General features: G+C 61.4%; 15 protein-coding genes. 10 read left to right on the top strand and 5 right to left on the bottom strand.

Annotation, left to right across the window (positions count from 1 at the left end; translation table 11 throughout):
• The first annotated feature begins 33 nt into the window (after positions 1-33).
• The 5 genes from AC1DM5_RS31355 (at position 34) to AC1DM5_RS31335 (ending at position 6181) form a co-directional block, all read left to right on the top strand.
• Positions 34-1749, top strand: coding sequence for a type I secretion system permease/ATPase (locus AC1DM5_RS31355; RefSeq protein ID WP_477823510.1), 1716 nt, complete (start codon positions 34-36; stop codon positions 1747-1749).
• A gap of 14 nt (positions 1750-1763) precedes the next feature.
• Positions 1764-3209 (top strand): HlyD family type I secretion periplasmic adaptor subunit, encoded by a 1446-nt coding sequence (locus tag AC1DM5_RS31350; RefSeq protein ID WP_477823509.1) that lies wholly within the window; start codon positions 1764-1766, stop codon positions 3207-3209.
• Positions 3210-3216: 7 nt separating this feature from the next.
• Complete coding sequence (locus AC1DM5_RS31345; RefSeq protein ID WP_007827499.1) at positions 3217-3495, top strand: transposase; 279 nt, start codon at positions 3217-3219, stop codon at positions 3493-3495.
• A gap of 870 nt (positions 3496-4365) precedes the next feature.
• Positions 4366-5466 (top strand): pentapeptide repeat-containing protein, encoded by a 1101-nt coding sequence (locus AC1DM5_RS31340; RefSeq protein WP_477976553.1) that lies wholly within the window; start codon positions 4366-4368, stop codon positions 5464-5466.
• 127 nt (positions 5467-5593) lie between these two features.
• Positions 5594-6181 (top strand): transglutaminase-like cysteine peptidase, encoded by a 588-nt coding sequence (locus AC1DM5_RS31335; protein WP_477823990.1) that lies wholly within the window; start codon positions 5594-5596, stop codon positions 6179-6181.
• A gap of 448 nt (positions 6182-6629) precedes the next feature.
• On the opposite strand, the gene AC1DM5_RS31330 is transcribed toward AC1DM5_RS31335, so the two are convergent.
• Positions 6630-7502, bottom strand: a complete 873-nt coding sequence (locus tag AC1DM5_RS31330) for an LssY C-terminal domain-containing protein (RefSeq protein ID WP_477823989.1) — start codon at positions 7500-7502, stop codon at positions 6630-6632.
• Positions 7503-7949: 447 nt separating this feature from the next.
• The gene (locus AC1DM5_RS31325) at positions 7950-8543 is read right to left on the bottom strand and encodes a GNAT family N-acetyltransferase (protein WP_477823988.1); all 594 of its coding nucleotides are present in this window, start codon (positions 8541-8543) and stop codon (positions 7950-7952) included.
• Positions 8544-8843: 300 nt separating this feature from the next.
• Here AC1DM5_RS31325 and AC1DM5_RS31320 point away from each other — a divergent pair, with 300 nt between their 5' ends.
• Complete coding sequence (locus tag AC1DM5_RS31320) at positions 8844-9293, top strand: DUF3597 domain-containing protein (RefSeq protein ID WP_477823987.1); 450 nt, start codon at positions 8844-8846, stop codon at positions 9291-9293.
• A gap of 166 nt (positions 9294-9459) precedes the next feature.
• Here AC1DM5_RS31320 and AC1DM5_RS31315 read toward each other — a convergent pair whose 3' ends face one another.
• On the bottom strand, positions 9460-9756 hold the full coding sequence (locus AC1DM5_RS31315) for a YkgJ family cysteine cluster protein (protein WP_477823986.1): 297 nt from the start codon (positions 9754-9756) through the stop codon (positions 9460-9462).
• Positions 9757-9985: 229 nt separating this feature from the next.
• On the opposite strand from AC1DM5_RS31315, the gene AC1DM5_RS31310 reads away from it, so the two are divergent.
• Entirely contained in the window at positions 9986-11257 is a 1272-nt protein-coding gene (locus AC1DM5_RS31310) for a hypothetical protein (protein ID WP_477823985.1), read from the top strand.
• Positions 11254-11700 (top strand): DUF5086 family protein, encoded by a 447-nt coding sequence (locus AC1DM5_RS31305; RefSeq protein WP_477823984.1) that lies wholly within the window; start codon positions 11254-11256, stop codon positions 11698-11700. Before AC1DM5_RS31310 ends, AC1DM5_RS31305 begins: the two co-directional genes overlap by 4 nt.
• A 34-nt stretch (positions 11701-11734) precedes the next feature.
• On the opposite strand, the gene AC1DM5_RS31300 is transcribed toward AC1DM5_RS31305, so the two are convergent.
• Together AC1DM5_RS31300 and AC1DM5_RS31295 are read right to left on the bottom strand one after the other, a co-directional pair.
• The gene (locus tag AC1DM5_RS31300) at positions 11735-15877 is read right to left on the bottom strand and encodes a P-loop NTPase fold protein (RefSeq protein ID WP_477823983.1); all 4143 of its coding nucleotides are present in this window, start codon (positions 15875-15877) and stop codon (positions 11735-11737) included.
• Positions 15878-15959: 82 nt separating this feature from the next.
• Positions 15960-16151, bottom strand: a complete 192-nt coding sequence (locus AC1DM5_RS31295) for a hypothetical protein (protein WP_477823982.1) — start codon at positions 16149-16151, stop codon at positions 15960-15962.
• A 64-nt stretch (positions 16152-16215) separates the two neighbouring features.
• Between AC1DM5_RS31295 and AC1DM5_RS31290 the strand changes: the two genes are divergently transcribed.
• A complete protein-coding gene (locus AC1DM5_RS31290; protein ID WP_477823981.1) occupies positions 16216-16479 on the top strand; it encodes a hypothetical protein in 264 nt (87 codons plus the stop codon).
• A gap of 135 nt (positions 16480-16614) precedes the next feature.
• Complete coding sequence (locus tag AC1DM5_RS31285; RefSeq protein ID WP_477823980.1) at positions 16615-17136, top strand: hypothetical protein; 522 nt, start codon at positions 16615-16617, stop codon at positions 17134-17136.
• Positions 17137-17173 lie beyond the last annotated feature (37 nt).

Here is a 17173-nt window from a genome sequence, read left to right as displayed (position 1 = left end):
TCGTGTCAGTATCAAATGCAGTGAGATCTGATAATGGCAACGATTTCCATAAAACCATTGCACACCCAGACCCACCTCGTTGTTGCGCTCCGAGCCTGTGCCGGCGCCTTCGGGTTGGTCTTCCTCTATAGCTGCGGCTACAATCTCTTTCTCCTGGCGCCTTCCATCTATCTCCTGCAGATCTATGACCGGGTCCTGTCGAGCCGAAGCGCCGACACGCTCCTGATGCTGACGCTGATCATCGCTATCGCCGTCCTGGTCGGGTCCATGCTGGATATCGTGCGCAGGGCAGCCCTTTCGCGCATCGGCAGCTGGCTGGACCACAGGCTGCGGCCGATGGTGCTGACCGCATCATTCGAATATGCCACTCTTGCCGATACGGGAGCCGCCACGGAATGCTACAGGGACCTGTCCGCATTGCGCCAGTTTCTCGATTCACCGGCCAGTTCCCTCTTTTTTGACGTTCCCTGGGCGCCGGTATTCCTGCTCCTGCTCTTTCTCGTTCATCCACTGCTCGGGACCATCGGTCTTCTGAGCGCAGTTGCGCTTCTGCTGTTTGCGTTCCTGACGGAAGTGGCGACGAAAGAGCCGCTGACCCAGGCCAATTTTGCCCTTTCGAGCAGCTATATCCGATTTGCGACCGCCCTCAAGAACATCGAGGTCATCAGGGCGATGGGCATGCAGGATGGCGCAGCGCAGATCGTCTATCGCGATGCGGAAATGGCAAGAAAGGCGCAGGACGTCGCGATGCATCGCACGGAGATCATTCTTGGTTTCTCCAAATCGATCCGCACGCTCGCGCAGATCCTGATGATGGGATCGGCGACATGGCTGGTGCTCGTCAACAGCGGCAGTCCCGGCATCATCTTCGTTGCGAGCCTGCTGCTCGGGCGCGGGCTCGCGCCCATCGAGGGCGCAATAGGCGCATGGCGCTCCCTCATGTTTGCGCGCAATGCCTTCAATCGCCTGAACAGAATGCTGATAACAGTTGCATCGGAATATGACGGCCGAATAGTGCCTGTACCGGAACCCAATGGCCTCATTCTCGATAATGTCAGCTATGTCAGGCCGTCCGCCGATCGGCCGATATTGACTGATATCACCCTGCGCCTCGCGCCAGGCGATTGCGTGGCGCTGATCGGTCCGTCGGGATCGGGAAAATCGACGCTCGGTCGCGTCATAGCCGGCGTCGTGCCGGCCACGAGCGGATGTGTTCTTCTCGGCGGGGTCGATATCTCGGCTCTGCGCCTTTGCGGGGGAACCCGCCATGTCGGATACCTGCCGCAGGACATCGAACTCTTCGGCGGAGCGATCAAGGATGTGATCGGCCGGCTGGACGGAGGAGATCCCGGCAAGGCGATCGATGCCGCAAAGCTGGTCGGGCTGCACGAAGCGATCATGCGGCTCCCCAGGGGCTATGAGACGGATGTCGGCGAAGGGGGGAAACTGCTCCTTCGCGCTCAGCGCCAACAGCTGGGACTGGCACGGGCGGCCTATGGAAATCCATCTCTCATCGTTCTCGACGATCCGAATTCGAGCCTGGATTATGACGGCGAACGAATGCTGTTTACGGCAATCGAGCGCATGAAATCCAGGGGGATGACCGTCGTCATCATAACGCACCGGATGGGGATCCTGCCGGTCACCAACAAGATTGCCATCATGCGTAACGGGACGGTGGCTGCCTTCGGCGACAGTGACCGGATTTACGACACCTATCTTCAACCGCCGTCTCGAACAGGAACATAGGGAGGGACGCCGCCGTGACCCTTGTTCAATTGAACGTAGCGCTGGCGAAATTTTCAGATCTCTCAAGGACGGGTCTGCGGTTGGCTCGACGATCGACAGTGCCAGCCGTGCAACAGACAACCTATTTTCCGGTCATCGATCCGAAACAGCGCGGCCCCGCCCCCCCTTCGCCCATGCCGGGGCTCAGAGGCGTTGCCTGGACGGGCAACCTGCTGATCCTGGTCTTCATCGTCGGATTGGGGACCTGGTCGGCCCTGGCGCCGCTGAAGAGCGCCGCGGTCGCATCGGGCATTATCGAACCGGAAACCAGCCGCAAGACCATTCAGCATCTGGAAGGCGGGATCGTGCGGCGCATCCTCGTCAAGAACGGCGATGCGGTCATGGGCGGGCAGATCGTGATCGAGCTCGACGATACGAAGTCCCGCTCGGAGCGCGACAGCATTCAAGGGCAACTTTGGGACGCCGAAGGAAGCCGCGCCCGCCTGCTTGCGGAGCAGACGGGCAGCGACCATATCGCCTATCCTGACGACCTGAGGGCAGCCATGGACCGATATCCTTCGGTCAGCGCTATCATGACCGGGCAACAGAAAATCTTCGAAGCCCGCCGCCGGGTCATGCAGGCGGAAATTGGGATCATCAATGAAAAAATCGCGCAGGTGCGGCAGGAAATCGTCGGACTTGGCGCGCAGAAGGCATCACTGGCCGACAGGACCACGATTTCGGGCCAGGAAATGGATCAGGTTACGGCCCTCAACGCCAAAGGACTGGAAAAGAAGAGCAGACTTCTCAACCTCCAGCGGGAAAAAGCAGACCTTGATGGCCGGCAGGGTGAAGTGGAGGCGCAGATCTCTCGCGCCTATCAGGTGATCAGCGAGTCACAGGCCGATCTCGCAAAGCTCGAAAGCGACCGGTTGAGCGAAGTCGCCCAAGGCATGCGCGATACGGAAAGCCGGATCATGCAGCTGCGCGAGCGCTTGCGGGCGATCGACGACCAGGTTTCGAGGACCGATATCCGTGCTCCCGAAGATGGAACGATCATGAACCTGCGCATCCACACGATCGGCGGAGTGATCGGCGCGGGTGAACCGCTCGTCGATCTCTTGCCACGTGCCGATCGCCTTATCGTGTCTGCCCATGTCAGGCCTGAGGACATCAATCTCGTCCGCGCGGGGCTCGAGGCGCAGGTTCACCTCCTTCCATATAATCAGCGGCGCGTTCCACTCCTGAAAGGTCGGGTCGAATATGTTTCAGCGGACCGTCTCATCGATCAGCAGAGCGGCCAGCCCTACTATGCCGCGACAATCCGTGTAACGGACGAGCGGCTGGCGAAAATGAGAAATGTCGAACTGGTCGCGGGCATGCCCGCGCAGACACTGATCGAAACGGGCCAAAGCAGCGTGGCGCTCTATGCCATCAGACCACTCCTCGACAGTTTCAACAGGGCATTTCGCGAGGACTGAGACGGTGATGGGCAAGAGAAAATTCGACGACGACCAGATTACGGGCATCCTCAAGGAGCATCAGGCCGGGGTGACGGTGGCAGATGTTTGCCACAGGTACGGTATCAGCGAGCCGACCTTCTATCGGTGGCAATCCCTGCAGTTCGGAAGCGGCGGTCTCTCTGCCAAAAGGGTGAGAGCACTGGAGGAAGAAAACCAGAAGCTCAAGAAGCTTCTGGCCGAAGCCATGCTCTCGGCGGCAACGCTGAGCGAGATGCTGGCGAAGACATCGAAAGGGCGAAACTAACCTCTGAACAGAGGGGTGTCGGCCCCTCAATTAGATCTGACCGGCTGATCCGGTTGCAGGATCAGATCGGGATGGGTGGAGGAACCCCTTTGGGTACTCCGCACAACAAAAAGGGGGCACCTCATGGCACCCCCTTTCTGCCCCCCCAAAGCCGGCATCCCCTCCCCGGATACCGGCCCCCTCACAAACACCCCTCTCCTCCCTCACCTCTGTGTTCCCGGCCCAGTCCGAGTTATCTCACAGAGATTCGCGCCGCCCCTTTTGGGCGCAATGACATCTACGCGGCACATATGCACCATCACTGCGCAGAGGCGACGCCTGAATTCCTGTGACTTCCTTTGCGCCAGCACGCGGGCACAGGAATGAGGGAGGAAAGGGAATGCGCCTGGCAGATGGTGGCGAGAAGACACCGTCGCCGGGCCGCATTTCCGATACCGCCATTGAAAGAAGGGCTTCGTCCCTGAAGCCCCTCCTCCGGTTCAAGATGCTGGATTAGCCGGGGTTGTGTTCGCCATTGCCCTGGCCGTCATGACCGCCCTCGCCATGACCGCTCTCGTCTGAGCCGCCCTTGTCCGAGCCACCCTTGTCAGAGCCACCCTTGTCCGAGCCACCCTTGTCGGAACCGCCCTTGTCAGAGCCGCCCTTGTCGGAACCACCCTTGTCGGAGCCGCCCTTGTCAGAGCCGCCCTTGTCGGAACCACCCTTGTCAGAGCCGCCCTTGTCGGAACCACCCTTGTCGGAACCACCCTTGTCAGAGCCGCCCTTGTCAGAGCCGCCCTTGTCGGAACCGCCCTTGTCGGAACCGCCCTTGTCGGAACCACCCTTGTCGGAACCACCCTTGTCAGAGCCGCCCTTGTCAGAGCCGCCCTTATTGGAACCACCCTTGTCGGAGCCACCCTTGTCGGAGCCGCCCTTGTCAGAGCCGCCCTTATTGGAACCACCCTTGTCGGAGCCACCCTTGTCGGAGCCGCCCTTGTCAGAGCCGCCCTTGTCGGAACCGCCCTTGTCAGAGCCGCCCTTGTCAGAGCCGCCCTTATTGGAACCACCCTTGTCGGAGCCGCCCTTGTCCGAGCCACCCTTGTCCGAGCCACCCTTGTCCGAGCCACCCTTGTCGGAGCCGCCCTTGTCCGAGCCGCCCTTGTCGGAACCACCCTTGTCAGAGCCACCCTTGTCGGAGCCGCCCTTGTCCGAGCCGCCCTTGTCCGAGCCACCCTTGTCAGAGCCGCCCTTGTCCGAGCCGCCCTTGTCGTTGCGATCGTTGCCGCCCTTGTCATTGCGGTCCTTGCCACCATCGTGGTCGTGATCCTTGCCGCCGTCATGGTCGCGATCCTTGCCGCCGTCATGGTCGCGATCCTTGCCACCATCGTGGTCGCGATCCTTGCCACCATCGTGGTCGCGATCCTTGCCACCATCGTGGTCGCGATCCTTGCCACCATCGTGGTCGTGATCCTTGCCGCCGTCATGGTCGCGGTCCTTGCCACCATCGTGGTCGTGGTCCTTGCCACCGTGGTGGTCATGATCCTTGCCGCCGTGGTGATCGTGGTCCTTGCCGCCGTGATGGCCGCCGTGATCGCCGTCGCCCTCACCAGGGCCGGAGCCGCCGTTGTTGCCGTTGCCGTCATCGCCGCCGTTGTTCTGATCGCCGGAAGAGGTCTGGTTCGACGCCTGTTTGCCAGAGTCGGAGTTGCCGCCGGAGCGGTTGCCGAAGCGGTTGCCGCTGCTGTCGTCGTTGACCGTGCGGCTGTCTTTGTCGGTACGGATGGATTTCGTTGGCAGGCACAGCCTGGCCTCAATCGTACCCGGCGCTGCCTTGGCGCAGTTGACAACTGCCGGCGCGGCCATCGTGAGGCTGCTGCTTGCCAGAAGGTAAGCAACGGCGACGCTATACTTCGCTGCTTTGCTGATCATCTTTTTTCTCCCAAAGTTAACAAACCGTTAACTGGGAGAATTCTTATATTAGCGAACTGTTAATTCCAAGAATAAACTGTGGATAATGGCACAGCTCCTTAAGCTATAGTTAATTACGCAAGTAATAAATTTTATTAAAGTTTTAGTATAAACTATGTTACCTTCCCTGCGCACAATAAAGGGGTGATTCATGCGATGGCTTTTTTGTTTTGTTTCCCTCGTGTTTTTTCCTGCGCAATTTCAAGCATTTGCCGGACAGCCTCTGCCGGTTGGCAGGAATATCGGCGCGCCGGTGGGATTCGCTTCTGCTTGCGCCAGCTATCGCTGGCTTTGCCATCAGACATCCGCTGAGGGAGGCGGCCGGGCACCGGTTGAGCAGGCGGGCATGCCGCTTCTGCGCAAGGTCACCCGCGCCGTGAACCTGCGCGTCCACTCGACGGAGGATCGCTCCACTTCCGGAAACGGCGATGTCTGGACCCTGCCCGTCGGCGGCCGGGGCGACTGCGAGGATTACGCCCTGCAGAAGATGAAGGACCTGATCGACGCCGGATTTCCGGCAAACCGCCTGGCGCTCTCGGTAGTGATAGGCCCGCACGACGAGAACCACGTCGTGCTGATCGCCCGCATGGACGACGGCGACTACGTGCTCGACAATCTCAACAACACGGTCAAACCCTGGAGAGCCACGCCCTATACATTTCTGGCGACGCAGGATTTCCGGGCAAAATCGACCTGGCGCGTGACGCTTGCCGGGCCGCGGGCGAACGAGTTTTCGTAATCGGACCCTCCCTCCGACACACCGTGACTTGTCGACCACCAATTCGGTTCATTCTGTCAGGGATCAACCCGGTCTGTCCTCTCATCAAAATCCCTCCCCACAAGAGGGAGGGACTAAGACGCGGCACCGCCTCGCTCCCCCGAAACGTCGAGGATCCGTTATTATGTCGCAAATGCCACCAACTCGGTGTTAGGCAATTGGGTCGCTGGTTGATGACTCCAATCGGCCCGCAGTGATGATGACCGCTGTCGGCCCATTGCAGACGTGCACCCGCTGCTGTGGAAAGCGCAAAATGCGGACCATGGAGAATTTGCCACAAACCGTCGCGAGCGATTTAGCTCGGCGCGTTGCACGCTGGCTGTCAGGCCCCCTAGACTGGCGGGAACTCGGTCTTTCTCTTGATCAAGGGCGCTCGGCACTTTGAACTCATTCGGTCTGGTTTGTCGGATCAGGGTGTATCCGGCCCGACAACGGCACCGGCGTGACCGGCACCCGTGGCACTGACAGTCAAGCTGGCAAACGCGATCTCACCATCGGTAATGTAATGATTGACCTTTCCGGTGTTCAAACGTGAGCCAGATTGGTGCCGCGCGACCTCCCCGATTACTTGCTTTGCCCTCAGTTCATTGACTATGTAGTCGCGCTCGGCGTTCGTATCGGAATCGGTCTTATGTGTGACTTGGAATGTTAGCCAAGTCAGAGAAAGCCCGGTATCTCTCGTGCCCGCCCCAACCCATAGGACGCGCTCCTCGGGCGATGGCCTGTCGGTATTCAACCAGAAGCTCGCCGCGCTCATGTCGTCCTCGGAATGGGCAAGGCTAAGGGCCCAGAAACGGATGTGATGGCGCTTGCGGGGGCTATCGTCGATGGGCTCCTGGAATCCTATGTCCTGCCGTCGTCCAAAGAGATAGAAGGTGCTGAAAGGTGCGGTGGGATAGGCAGAGTTCATCAGGAAAGCGCGTATCATTCGCAACGAGCTTGCGATCCCCAAATTGTCGGCCGTGGACCAGCCCGCCGTTGCAAAGGCCTCCCGGAGTTGTTGAAGATTGCCGATGAGGGCGAAATTTATAGGATCGCCGGGCAGGCCATCGGCCGTGATCGTGTATCTGGGGATCAGCCCCCGATGAAGAACCTTCAGGGACAGTCGGACCACGCTCGGAAGAATGACGTAAGCAGCCAGGCCATATGTGAGGCACACCGCAGCGAGCCATGAAAACCTGTGGTCCGCAGTATCGAAAACAACGAAGACGATCAGCCAAACGCTGAGTACACCCAGACAGAAAACCAAAAACCTCCGGAAAAGGCGCGTCAGCAATCTCAAGACACAGTCTCCTAGTCTGGCGTCTGATGGGCTGGCAGTCGCCCTCGCTGTTCGTCACCGGGATTTTAGCACCCGAGAGTATGCAAATGATAGCGCCGCCGTCGCTCCTTGTCGGCCATATCGAGCGAGCCCCCACTACACGCTAGCGGAACCATGTGGCACTTGCTCCATAACGCCGCGATTTTGCCGCAAAACTTAGGATTCCTGCGACACGGCATTGCCCAATGTCGGAGACGCCGGTGAAAAACATGGATCGCGGAGACGGCGTCGGCAATCAGTGCGACGATGCCGCAGGTCTCGGGCAGTGTGGGCCAACGCCCATAGGCCCCGCGGGTGTTGGGATTGCGAATATTGGCGGTGAAGAATTCGAAGAAACGATACGAGACATGGTCACCAGCGGCGGCAACAATCGCAGGGGCGTGCTGCGCGGCGATGACGGCAGCTGGTTCATGACGCTACGTCTCCGGGCGTCTCAAATCGCTTCCGCAGAAAGATGAAGCTGTGTCCCGGTGGAAAATCATCCATGATCCCGAAGGCCTCATACCCAAGCCGTTCGTAAAACCCGCGCGCCTGGAAGCTATGGGTCGTGAGCCACGCGCCTCGGCAGCCGCGATCTATCGCCTCTTGCTCAGCGAGCGCCATGAGACGACGGCCAATACCACCATGGCGAAGCGCTTCCGGCACTACCAGTAGATCGACATGCAGGTGGTCATGAATCGTGCTGCCCCAAAGCCCACCAATGATATTTCCCGTTTCGGGCTCAGTGACAGTTAAGGCCAGCAGTTTATCTTCGGTCGGACGCCCGATACGAGACGCGTTGAACTCAATCAGCGACGCGGCAATGGCGGACCGTTCATGTGAACCCGGATCTCTGACGAGCTGGATCGTTACCTGCATGAGCATCCTCGCGAAAATCCCGATAAAAGCGACACTTGTTTTCCTAACTTTTGCCACGGCGCATAGTACGAAGTTCTGCGATAGCCGCAATGTCCGCTTGTGGCGCAAAGCTGCCAACGCCGCATCGTTATCGGTTGGTGGCATTTGCTCCATAATCCCGCGAGGATTCGGAAAGCGGGTGCAGCAGGTTAAGCCCCTCCCACCTGTGGGGGTCCGAAGGACGGGTCGAGACCCCTGGCTCGACCCGGCATCCGACAGGATGGGTTTGGGGCGGGGTCTTCTTTCAGCGCCGCAGCGGATACGGCAAGGCCCACCACGAACCTGATTCCCGTCAGCGGCCTTTGCGGATCGCCTCGCCACCCTACTTCTCTCCCGGTCAGCATTTGGCAACCCCGGCTCCATCCGGGCATTTCCCCATCGCAACCACAAGAGGAGGGTTTCCCCGTGGGCGTCTTCGACCGCATCAAGAACGCGATTTTCGGCAAAGCGCAGGCAGCACCCGTGCCAGAGCCGGCATCCGCCGCCCCGCAGGCCTCCAGCGCGCCCGCAGCTTCCCCTGCCACTCAGCCCACGGCAGCGACGAAGCCCGCGACCGGCGCGCCGGCGCCGGCTCAATCGAGCCCCGCCCAAGCCAGCAGTGCCGATATCGAGCAGATCCTGAACGCAGCCGTGAAGAAGTCCGGCCAGAAGCTCGATTGGCGCCATTCGATCGTCGACCTCATGAAGGCGCTCGGAATGGATGCGAGCCTTTCGGAACGCAAGGAACTCGCCGGCGAGCTCGGCTACACCGGCGATACGAATGACAGCGCCAAGATGAATATCTTCCTCCACAAGGCGCTCATGAAGAAACTGTCGGAAAACGGCGGCAAGGTGCCGGCCGATCTTCTGGATTGAGTGGCGGGCTGGATTGCGTGGCAGATGGCGCCGACGCTCAAGCACGGCGCCACCTGCTTCAAATCTGCCCGGCCCTCAGCTAGGTCGAATGTTCTGATGCCGATGCCTTGGCGATTGCCGTGGCAAGGTCTGGTTCCCTTTCAAGAACAAGCTCCGCCAAAAMCGGCTACGCCAGCCCGAAGGCCTTACGCGCCGTCAAACAGGAGTCGTCTCCGGGAAGGCATGTGCGGCAGACGTCCGGCCTGAGGCCGTAGATCACGCATGATACTTGCTTACCGATGGTGCCTGAGAGCGCCGAGCAACGCTCACCATCACAGCGCATGCCTGATTGATCCGCCGAGACGAACTGAGCCGGCAGCAAATCGAGGTCGGCATCGCTCTCGGTGGAGAATCTCGGCCATTCGCTCGAATAGGAACAGCACGCGCCGCAGGCCTGACAGTCTAGCTCTGTTGATAGGGTCATGGGCAGCTCTTAGCACTTTACCTGCCAAGGATGCAAAACCATCGGTGCAATGCCGGACCGGCCACCGGGAATATCTTGGTCTTCCGCGTGCCCAAGCGCGCGTCACCCTTCCAAAAACTCCCCCCAAAAAGACCTTCATCAAAACACACGCCATCAGCCTATATCCTCACCCTTGCAGGCCATATGCCGCCGTGGTTTCATTCATCACATTCTCAGGGGACGATATTTCATGACGGGATTTTCGAAGGCTCTGATGGTTTCGACCGATGTTGCCCATATCGTGCTCTTCCATCCCGATGATCTCGCCCATGCCGGTGACTGGCCGATCGCCTGGTATTCCGAGCCCTTCGTCTACCCGCTCGAAAGTGCCGCGGGCCGGCTGATTGCCTGGTCGACGCGCAGCGACGGCAGTTTTGCCGTGCGCCTCACCGATGGCGCGATGACCGAGCGGGAACAGTCCCATGCCGGCCCGAGCTGGACCTTTCCCTATGGCGTGCGGCATGGACGGGTGTTCATCGACAATACAGATGCGCTTCCCGGCGAACAGCAGATGACGCAGGCAGAAGATGATCCGGGCTCCTGGATCGATGTGCCCGGCGGAGACTACGCGGTCACGGTGACCGCCATCGAATGGAGCGCCGAGCTCGACGCGGCAGACAAGGGCGCGAGCAATAACGGCGCCGACAAGCTGCCCGATTATGTGGTGCAGTTTCAGCCCGCATCCGGCGAGCCGATCAAGCCGGCAAGACGCCCGCCCGATCTCGTCTGCCTGATGGAGGCGGTCGCAACCGACAAGATCTACGCCCATAACCCGAAACCGCCGGAGCCGATCGATTTCTCCCGTCCCTACCCGGCCTTCGCCTCGGCCAATGTGACCCGGCCCGGCGGGAATTTCTCAAGCCAGGGCGAAGCGCCGATCGAGGCCGCAGTGCCCGCCGATGGCGACAGGTTCGCGATCTTCGACGCGCCCTTTGTCGTGGCGGCCGAGCTCGTCCCCGGCGCTCCCGCCCTGATTGCCGAATGCCATGGCAGCGGCGGCAGCCCCGGCAAGGCGATGCGCTTTTCCTTCCGCGCCAGGCAGGCCGTGCAGATTGCCGAGGTTACCGGCACGTTCGCCAATGGCCGTTTTGAAAAATCAGGCATGACCGGCTTCTTCCGGCGCCAGCAGAAACCCGTGCCGCCGGAGGCGCTTGCGGCCGTGCGGATCGCCCCGCTTGCGATGGCGCAGGATATGGCGGCCCCGGCAGACGTCTCTGCATTGCGCGTGAGAGTCCTCGACGATTTGAGAGATGCGGGCATGCTCGGCAGGCAGCTGGGTGGCCTTGCGGAATACGAGGCCCTGAAGCTCGCCGCCTCCGATGATGCCGCAACCCTGATGAACTGGCTGATCGACCATCTGCCGCTCTCGGGCAGGGAGCGCCTGCGCATCGCCACGCTGCCGGAGAATGCGCAATGCGCCGCATTGCGTGAGGCCTATGAAAATACAAGGCGCGGGCCGTGACTGAGAAGACAGGCCAGGCGATGCCGGATCACGCACGATTGCCTGCCCTCCTTCTTGCCCTCTGCCTGACCGCCGCCCCGGCACTGGCCGACGAGCGGCAGCAGGACATCATCCTCTCCGTCACCGGCAACACGGTGCGCTGGGCTGCCGCCTACAAGCTGCTGCCGGAGCGCGCCGATGATCCCTATTTTCATGTGCGCGTGTTTGAGCGGCAGAAGGGCTGGGAGCCCTGGCGATACAGGGAACTCGTCTTCCATATAGCGGTTACGCCGAAGGCTCTGGCGGCAAGCCGGATCGACAGGAAGGCCAGGATTTATAATTACAAGGATGTGGAGATTTGGGCGGCCTATCACCGCTGGCTCGAGGATGCCTCGGCGCGGGCGGAAGTCCCGGTCTGCGAGACGGATATTCTGGACTGTGTGAGGAGGCTGGCGAGGAGATAGGGGCGAGAGGCTGCCCAGCAACGGGATCAGCGCATCATGACGGAGCCAGACCGACGATCGAACTGTAGGTACGGCGATCTGCATCGCTGACCGCAGACAGGAGATCATCGGGCATCTTGTCGCCGCAGATCTCGTTTGCGCCGAGGATGAGCAGCTTTGCCTCGTCGAGCGCCGGCGGCTTGCGGTCGAACCAGCCGGCCGGAAGGAAGCGGCTGACGATCCTGTCGAGAATATCCGGTCGGTGCGGATTTGCGTCCGCATCGAGGCGCGCGGCGAGGTAACGCATCCGGTTTTCAAACAGCTTGACCGCCCGTGGCGTCGGGTTCACCGCATGGACTGATGGAGTGACCTTTCGAAGCGTGTCGGCGAAGGCGGGGCTATCCTTCTCTATATCCATCCGCCGCCGCGCCAGGTCGACGAGCAGGAACAGGAGGATGAAGATCACCAGCAGCGCATCTCCGATCCACCATGCCAGGCGCGGCACCAGCTCGCGCTCGCCCTGCCACTCGGCCGGCTGGAATTTGAAGGGCTTTTCGACCGGCATGGGCGCAAGGCCCGGCTGGCCGGTCTCCCCATTTGCCGCCGGGGCGGCAGAGGTCGCATTCCCGGGCCGGCTGATGGTGGATGGGGCGGTCACGCCGCCAAGCTCGGGCGTTGCGAATGGCTGCAGCAGCAATGCGGCCGCGCCGCCGATCAGCGCGGCAATCGCCGCCGTGCGGCAGAAATCCAGGACGAAGGAGGCCGTTGCCTTGAAGTGAGCGAGCCAGCGCGGATCGGCGCCGGGCTCCGGCCCCTCCTCCACCAGCATACTGACGGCGGCATCGGGCTCGAGCGGCGGGACTGAGGTCTCGATATTGATCAACTTTTCGAGGTAACGCCGGGCAAAGGCCCGCCGCCTTGCCACCGTGCGAGCGGCGGGATCGCCGGCATCCTCGGCCGGCAGCACCACGCTCCCGAGTTCGCGATCGGGCATTCCGTCGACGATATCCTTGAAACCCAGGCCGACCGCATGTTCGATCTGCTTGCGGTCGATACCCAGCACGACGAAGCAGGAACCGGCGGAAACGAGGTAGTTCACTGCTTCGAGCACGGCGAGTACGGCATCGGCCGGGCAGCGGTCGAGATCGTCGATGATGATGATGATGCCGGGATTTCTCGATGTTCGCACCGTGTAGCAGACATCGCTGAAGGCGCTAGCAAACTGGCTACGGAAGCTGAGCTTGTCACGGTAATCGGTGACGGATGCGCGATTGCGCAGCTGGCTCAGCAATTTTGCCGGTTCCACGGGAAAGGCGATCAGCTTGCTGCGCACGAACAGCAGGGCGGCGAAGGCCAGGATCGCGCCGATACCCGTCTTCGGGTCTAGGCCCAGCCAGGCAAGCGGCTTTTCCAGCCAGTGCGCCACATCGCCGGTCGCACTCTCTGCGGTCTTCTGAGCGGCGGCGCCATTACCGCCAGTATCAGCCGCATCGGCGCTCTTCTCGCCCGCCTGGGGGCTTGCGGCCTTCTCCGCCGGCGCCGGTCCGGCAGCACCGCCCGTCGATTGCGTCTGCGAGATACCTGTGACGAGATCGCTCAGGGCTGAGCCTAACCTGCCCTGCAACCCCATGTCGGCGACAAGGAACACGATCAACAGCAGCACGCCGGTCGCAGCCACGCTCTGCAGCGGCTCGCGCAGCCTGAGGATCAGCAGGCGTATCCGGAAGGCCATGCCGCTCCCGGTATACCAGTGCGGTACTACCGTACTGCGGACTGCCTCGAGCAGCGCTGCCAGCAGCGAGACCTCCTCGCGGTGGTGCCAGGCATTGAACCAGACCGGGCGCGCGCCGTAGCGGCGCAGGTCCTCGCGCAGCAGGTTCATCAGCGAACTCTTGCCGCTGCCCCACCCTCCGGTCACCGCGATCGTCAGCGGCGGTCTGGTATCGATATTGCGGATGAAGCGCGACATGGCGAGCGCGATCGGCTTCAGCTTGAGGGCATCGCGGTCCTGCCAGCCGATCGGGCTGTCCGAACCCGGCGCATTCCTGATGCCTTGCCGCTCGACGGTAACGCCGCGCGCGAAGGCGACACCGGCATAACCCAGCATCAGAAGGACGACAGGGGCAGCCGCAAAGGTCCAGGGCGCCGGAAAGCTCTTGAGCTCCTGAAAGGGCTCGGCAAGCGGATGCCGCGCATAGAGCACGAAGCTCTCTTTGACCGGCATGTTACGCGAGAACGGCCAGATGGAGAACGGCTGCCGCAGTCGCTCGCCCGCCACCCAGGCTGCCTTGTCGCCGTCGAAGCGGATCCCCGTCAATGTCTCGCCTTGTGTCAGGCGCAGCTGCCGGAACGTGGCCACCTCGGGTGTGAGCTGCTCGGCTGCTATGATCAGACCATCGCCACCGACCACGAACAGCGTCGTGGCATCGAGAAAGGCCAGCGCCCGGAAGGTGGCGCTCGCCGGCAGATCGACCGGCAGGCTCAGTTGGGCGGGTGGCGGAGGATTCAGCTCCCGCTGCTGGTCCGGTTGCTGTTGCTGCTGCTGTATCGGCTGTTGTTGCTGCTTCTGCTGCTCTTGCGGCTGGGGCAGCTGCAATTGTTGCTGCAGTTGATTTTGAACGTCCTGTGTTTGCTGCAGGATCTGCTGCTGTTTGATCTGCGGGCCTTTCTCGTCGACCGTGCCATCCGGTCCGCCGGAATCGGTGAAAGGAGCAAGCGGCCCGCCCCTGGCGTGCTCGTTCATTCGTAGGCTGAGCAGCACCGAACGGAACGCTGAATCGGAGGAACAATTCCACGAGGCGGCACTCGCGGTCCAGCAGACGGTGCCATCCGGCAGCCGGACGCCCGCCGAAGGCACTGAACCCCGCCTGATGCTATAGACCCGCACGGTCCCGTCATCCGAGGCCGTGACGATACGGCTGCCATCAGGAGAAAACGCGGCACTGTTCGCTCCTATCCCCGGCATCTCCACGGTCTCACGCTGTTGTCCAGCGGCGGTCACCCAGATCCGCACCGTACCATCAGCGGAAGCCGTGAGCATATCCCCGCCGTCCGGCGAGAAAGCGGCCGTATAGACTGCCTCGGCATAACCGCCCAGCAAGTCGGTATTTTTCCCGTCGGAATTGTTCCAGATCCGGACGGTGCGATCTGCCGAGGCCGTGACGATGCTTCTGCCGTCAGGAGAATACATGGCGCTGGCGATCGGCCCTTCGTGGCCGGTCAGTGCCTCGATTTCCTTTCCGGTCGCAGCGTCCCAGACCGGTACGGTTGTCTGTTCCGAAGTGGTGACGACGCGCTTTCCGTCGGGCGAGAAAGCGGCGCTAAACATGAATTGATTGTGGCCGGTCAGCAGAAGAAGCTGCTTCCCGGTAGCGGCGTCCCAGATCCGCGCGGTGCCCTCGATCGAAGCCGTCACGATACGGGTTCCATCAGCCGAGAAAGAGGCGCTCATGACCGGCTGTTCGTGACCGCGTAGCACCCTGAGTTCGCTGCCGGTGACAGCGTCCCAGATCCGCGCGGTAGTATCGTCCGAGGCCGTGACGATGAGAGTCCCGTCGGGCGAGAAAGCGGCGCTCTGCACCACTCCCGTATGGCCGCTGAGTTCATTGAGCCTGCGCCCGTTGGCTGCGTTCCAGATCCGCGCCGTGCCGTCGGCCGAAGCCGTCACGATGCGCGTCCCGTCCGGCGAGAAGGCGGCACTGGCCACCTTCTCTTCATGAGCCTTGAATTCCAGGATCTGGATTGGGCTTCTGTCAGTCCTTGCGGGCTCGCGCGGCGGCTGATCGCGAAGATAGATACGCCCGTCGGCTCCAACGATCGCGCCCGTCTCGTCACTCCAAAGAACAAGAGCGGGATAACGCCCCTCCGGGCGGAGCTGCAGAGCGCCCTCACCGATCCAGGCCGCCTGCGTTTCACCAAGCGCTCTGGGCGCCCAGCCGGTGCCGGGGCTGCCGAGCGGGCGTTGCCCGAGACCATTTATCTCGGCCGCGGGCAGCGGATGGAGGAACCAGTCGATCCAGTTTGCCGGTTTTGCAAACGGATCCTGCCGCGCCGGCTGCCAGAAGAAACCGTAGAGGACCAGAACCAGTCCGGCGAGTGCAACCGCAAGAGCCCAGTAGGGATTGACCGCCTGCGTCACGACCGAACGCCGCGTGCGCACCGTTCCCGATGCTTCCGATGCCGGGTCCCTGCTGTCCATGCGATGCCCCCACATGCCGCCGACACGCCCTCAGGTTGCCATCCTATCACGAATGCCAGCTGCATAAAATTGCGCAGCAGCCTCACTTCGCTTTCAGTGGCACCGGAAAATCGTTCATCAGGTCGAGCATGCAGAGGGAAAAATCGAGCTCCGTTTCGTTCGAGCGCATCCGTTCCCCATTTGGCTTGATATTTGTCACGTCGTGTTCGATCGGAACGGTGATCATCCTGTCCCCGTAAAACCAGATGCGCCCACCCATGCGGGTGATATCCATGCGATTACCCGAGGCGTAAACTTTTCTCCGGCTCTGATGTCCAGAGCAGCAAGAGGAGGACGCAATGCCGACCATCCTGGCTCATCACGACGTCAAGGACGTCAAACACTGGCTCGCCTCGCCCCGTCGCAAGGAAATTTTCGAACCGATCGGCTGCACGAACATTCGCACCTTCGTCGATCCGCAATCGTCCAACAAGGTTGGCCTCATCATGGACGTCGCCGACATGGGCCGCCTGGCGGAATTCATGAAGACCAAGCAAGCGGCCGATGCGATGGAATATGACGGCGTATTGCCCGAGACCCTGGTGATCCTCGTTCAATCCTAGCCAAGCAACTGAGTTCAATCTGTCAGGGATCAACCCGTTCTGTCGGCGCACCGCGCCGGCAATCAATCCCCGCCGCCCATGCATCCTTTTTCCGCCTCGAACGTTTGAACTCCGTCAGCGAACGAGGAGACCGCAATGGCGAGCACGATAGGCAAGGACGCCATCGAAGGCATGGAAGAGCTCAGAGACACGAGCGAGCTTACGCCAGCCCCCGAACGTGAAAAAACCCCCGAACAGGAAAAGGCCGATCAGCACGCAAATGCCGAGGGTTTTGCGAGTGAGGCGGCCTTTCAAGACTATCTGCATGCGGTCGCCGAGGATGCGCAGATAGAGGAGATCGTCGTCGATGTCGAGCGCGCCGCCGCGCGCGAGGAGCTCGAACGGCAGATCGAGGATGTGCGTTACGAGATCGATAATCTGCGCGCCCGGCTGCATATCATCCGCCATCAGGCGAGCAGCGTGGTGGAAGAAAATATTCGCTGGGCGGATGCGAGCGCCCATGCGCAGCTTGGCGATTATCCCTGGCTGAAACTGTCAGGCGCTATGGCGGCTGCCTTCCTCGTGGGCAAGGCCTTGCAGCGACTGCCCTTCGGTCCGCTCGCCACGGCCGTGGCGCCGCTCATTCTGGCGGCGGCGGCGCGCGAAAGAGGCCGGTAAGAGCGCCCTTCCCTCCAATGCCCTTTTCCCGATGCTT

It is taken from the genome of Rhizobium sp. 01T437 (assembly GCF_056398505.1).
Note: the sequence above shows the minus strand (reverse complement) of the source record. Positions and strands in the feature narration are given on the sequence as shown.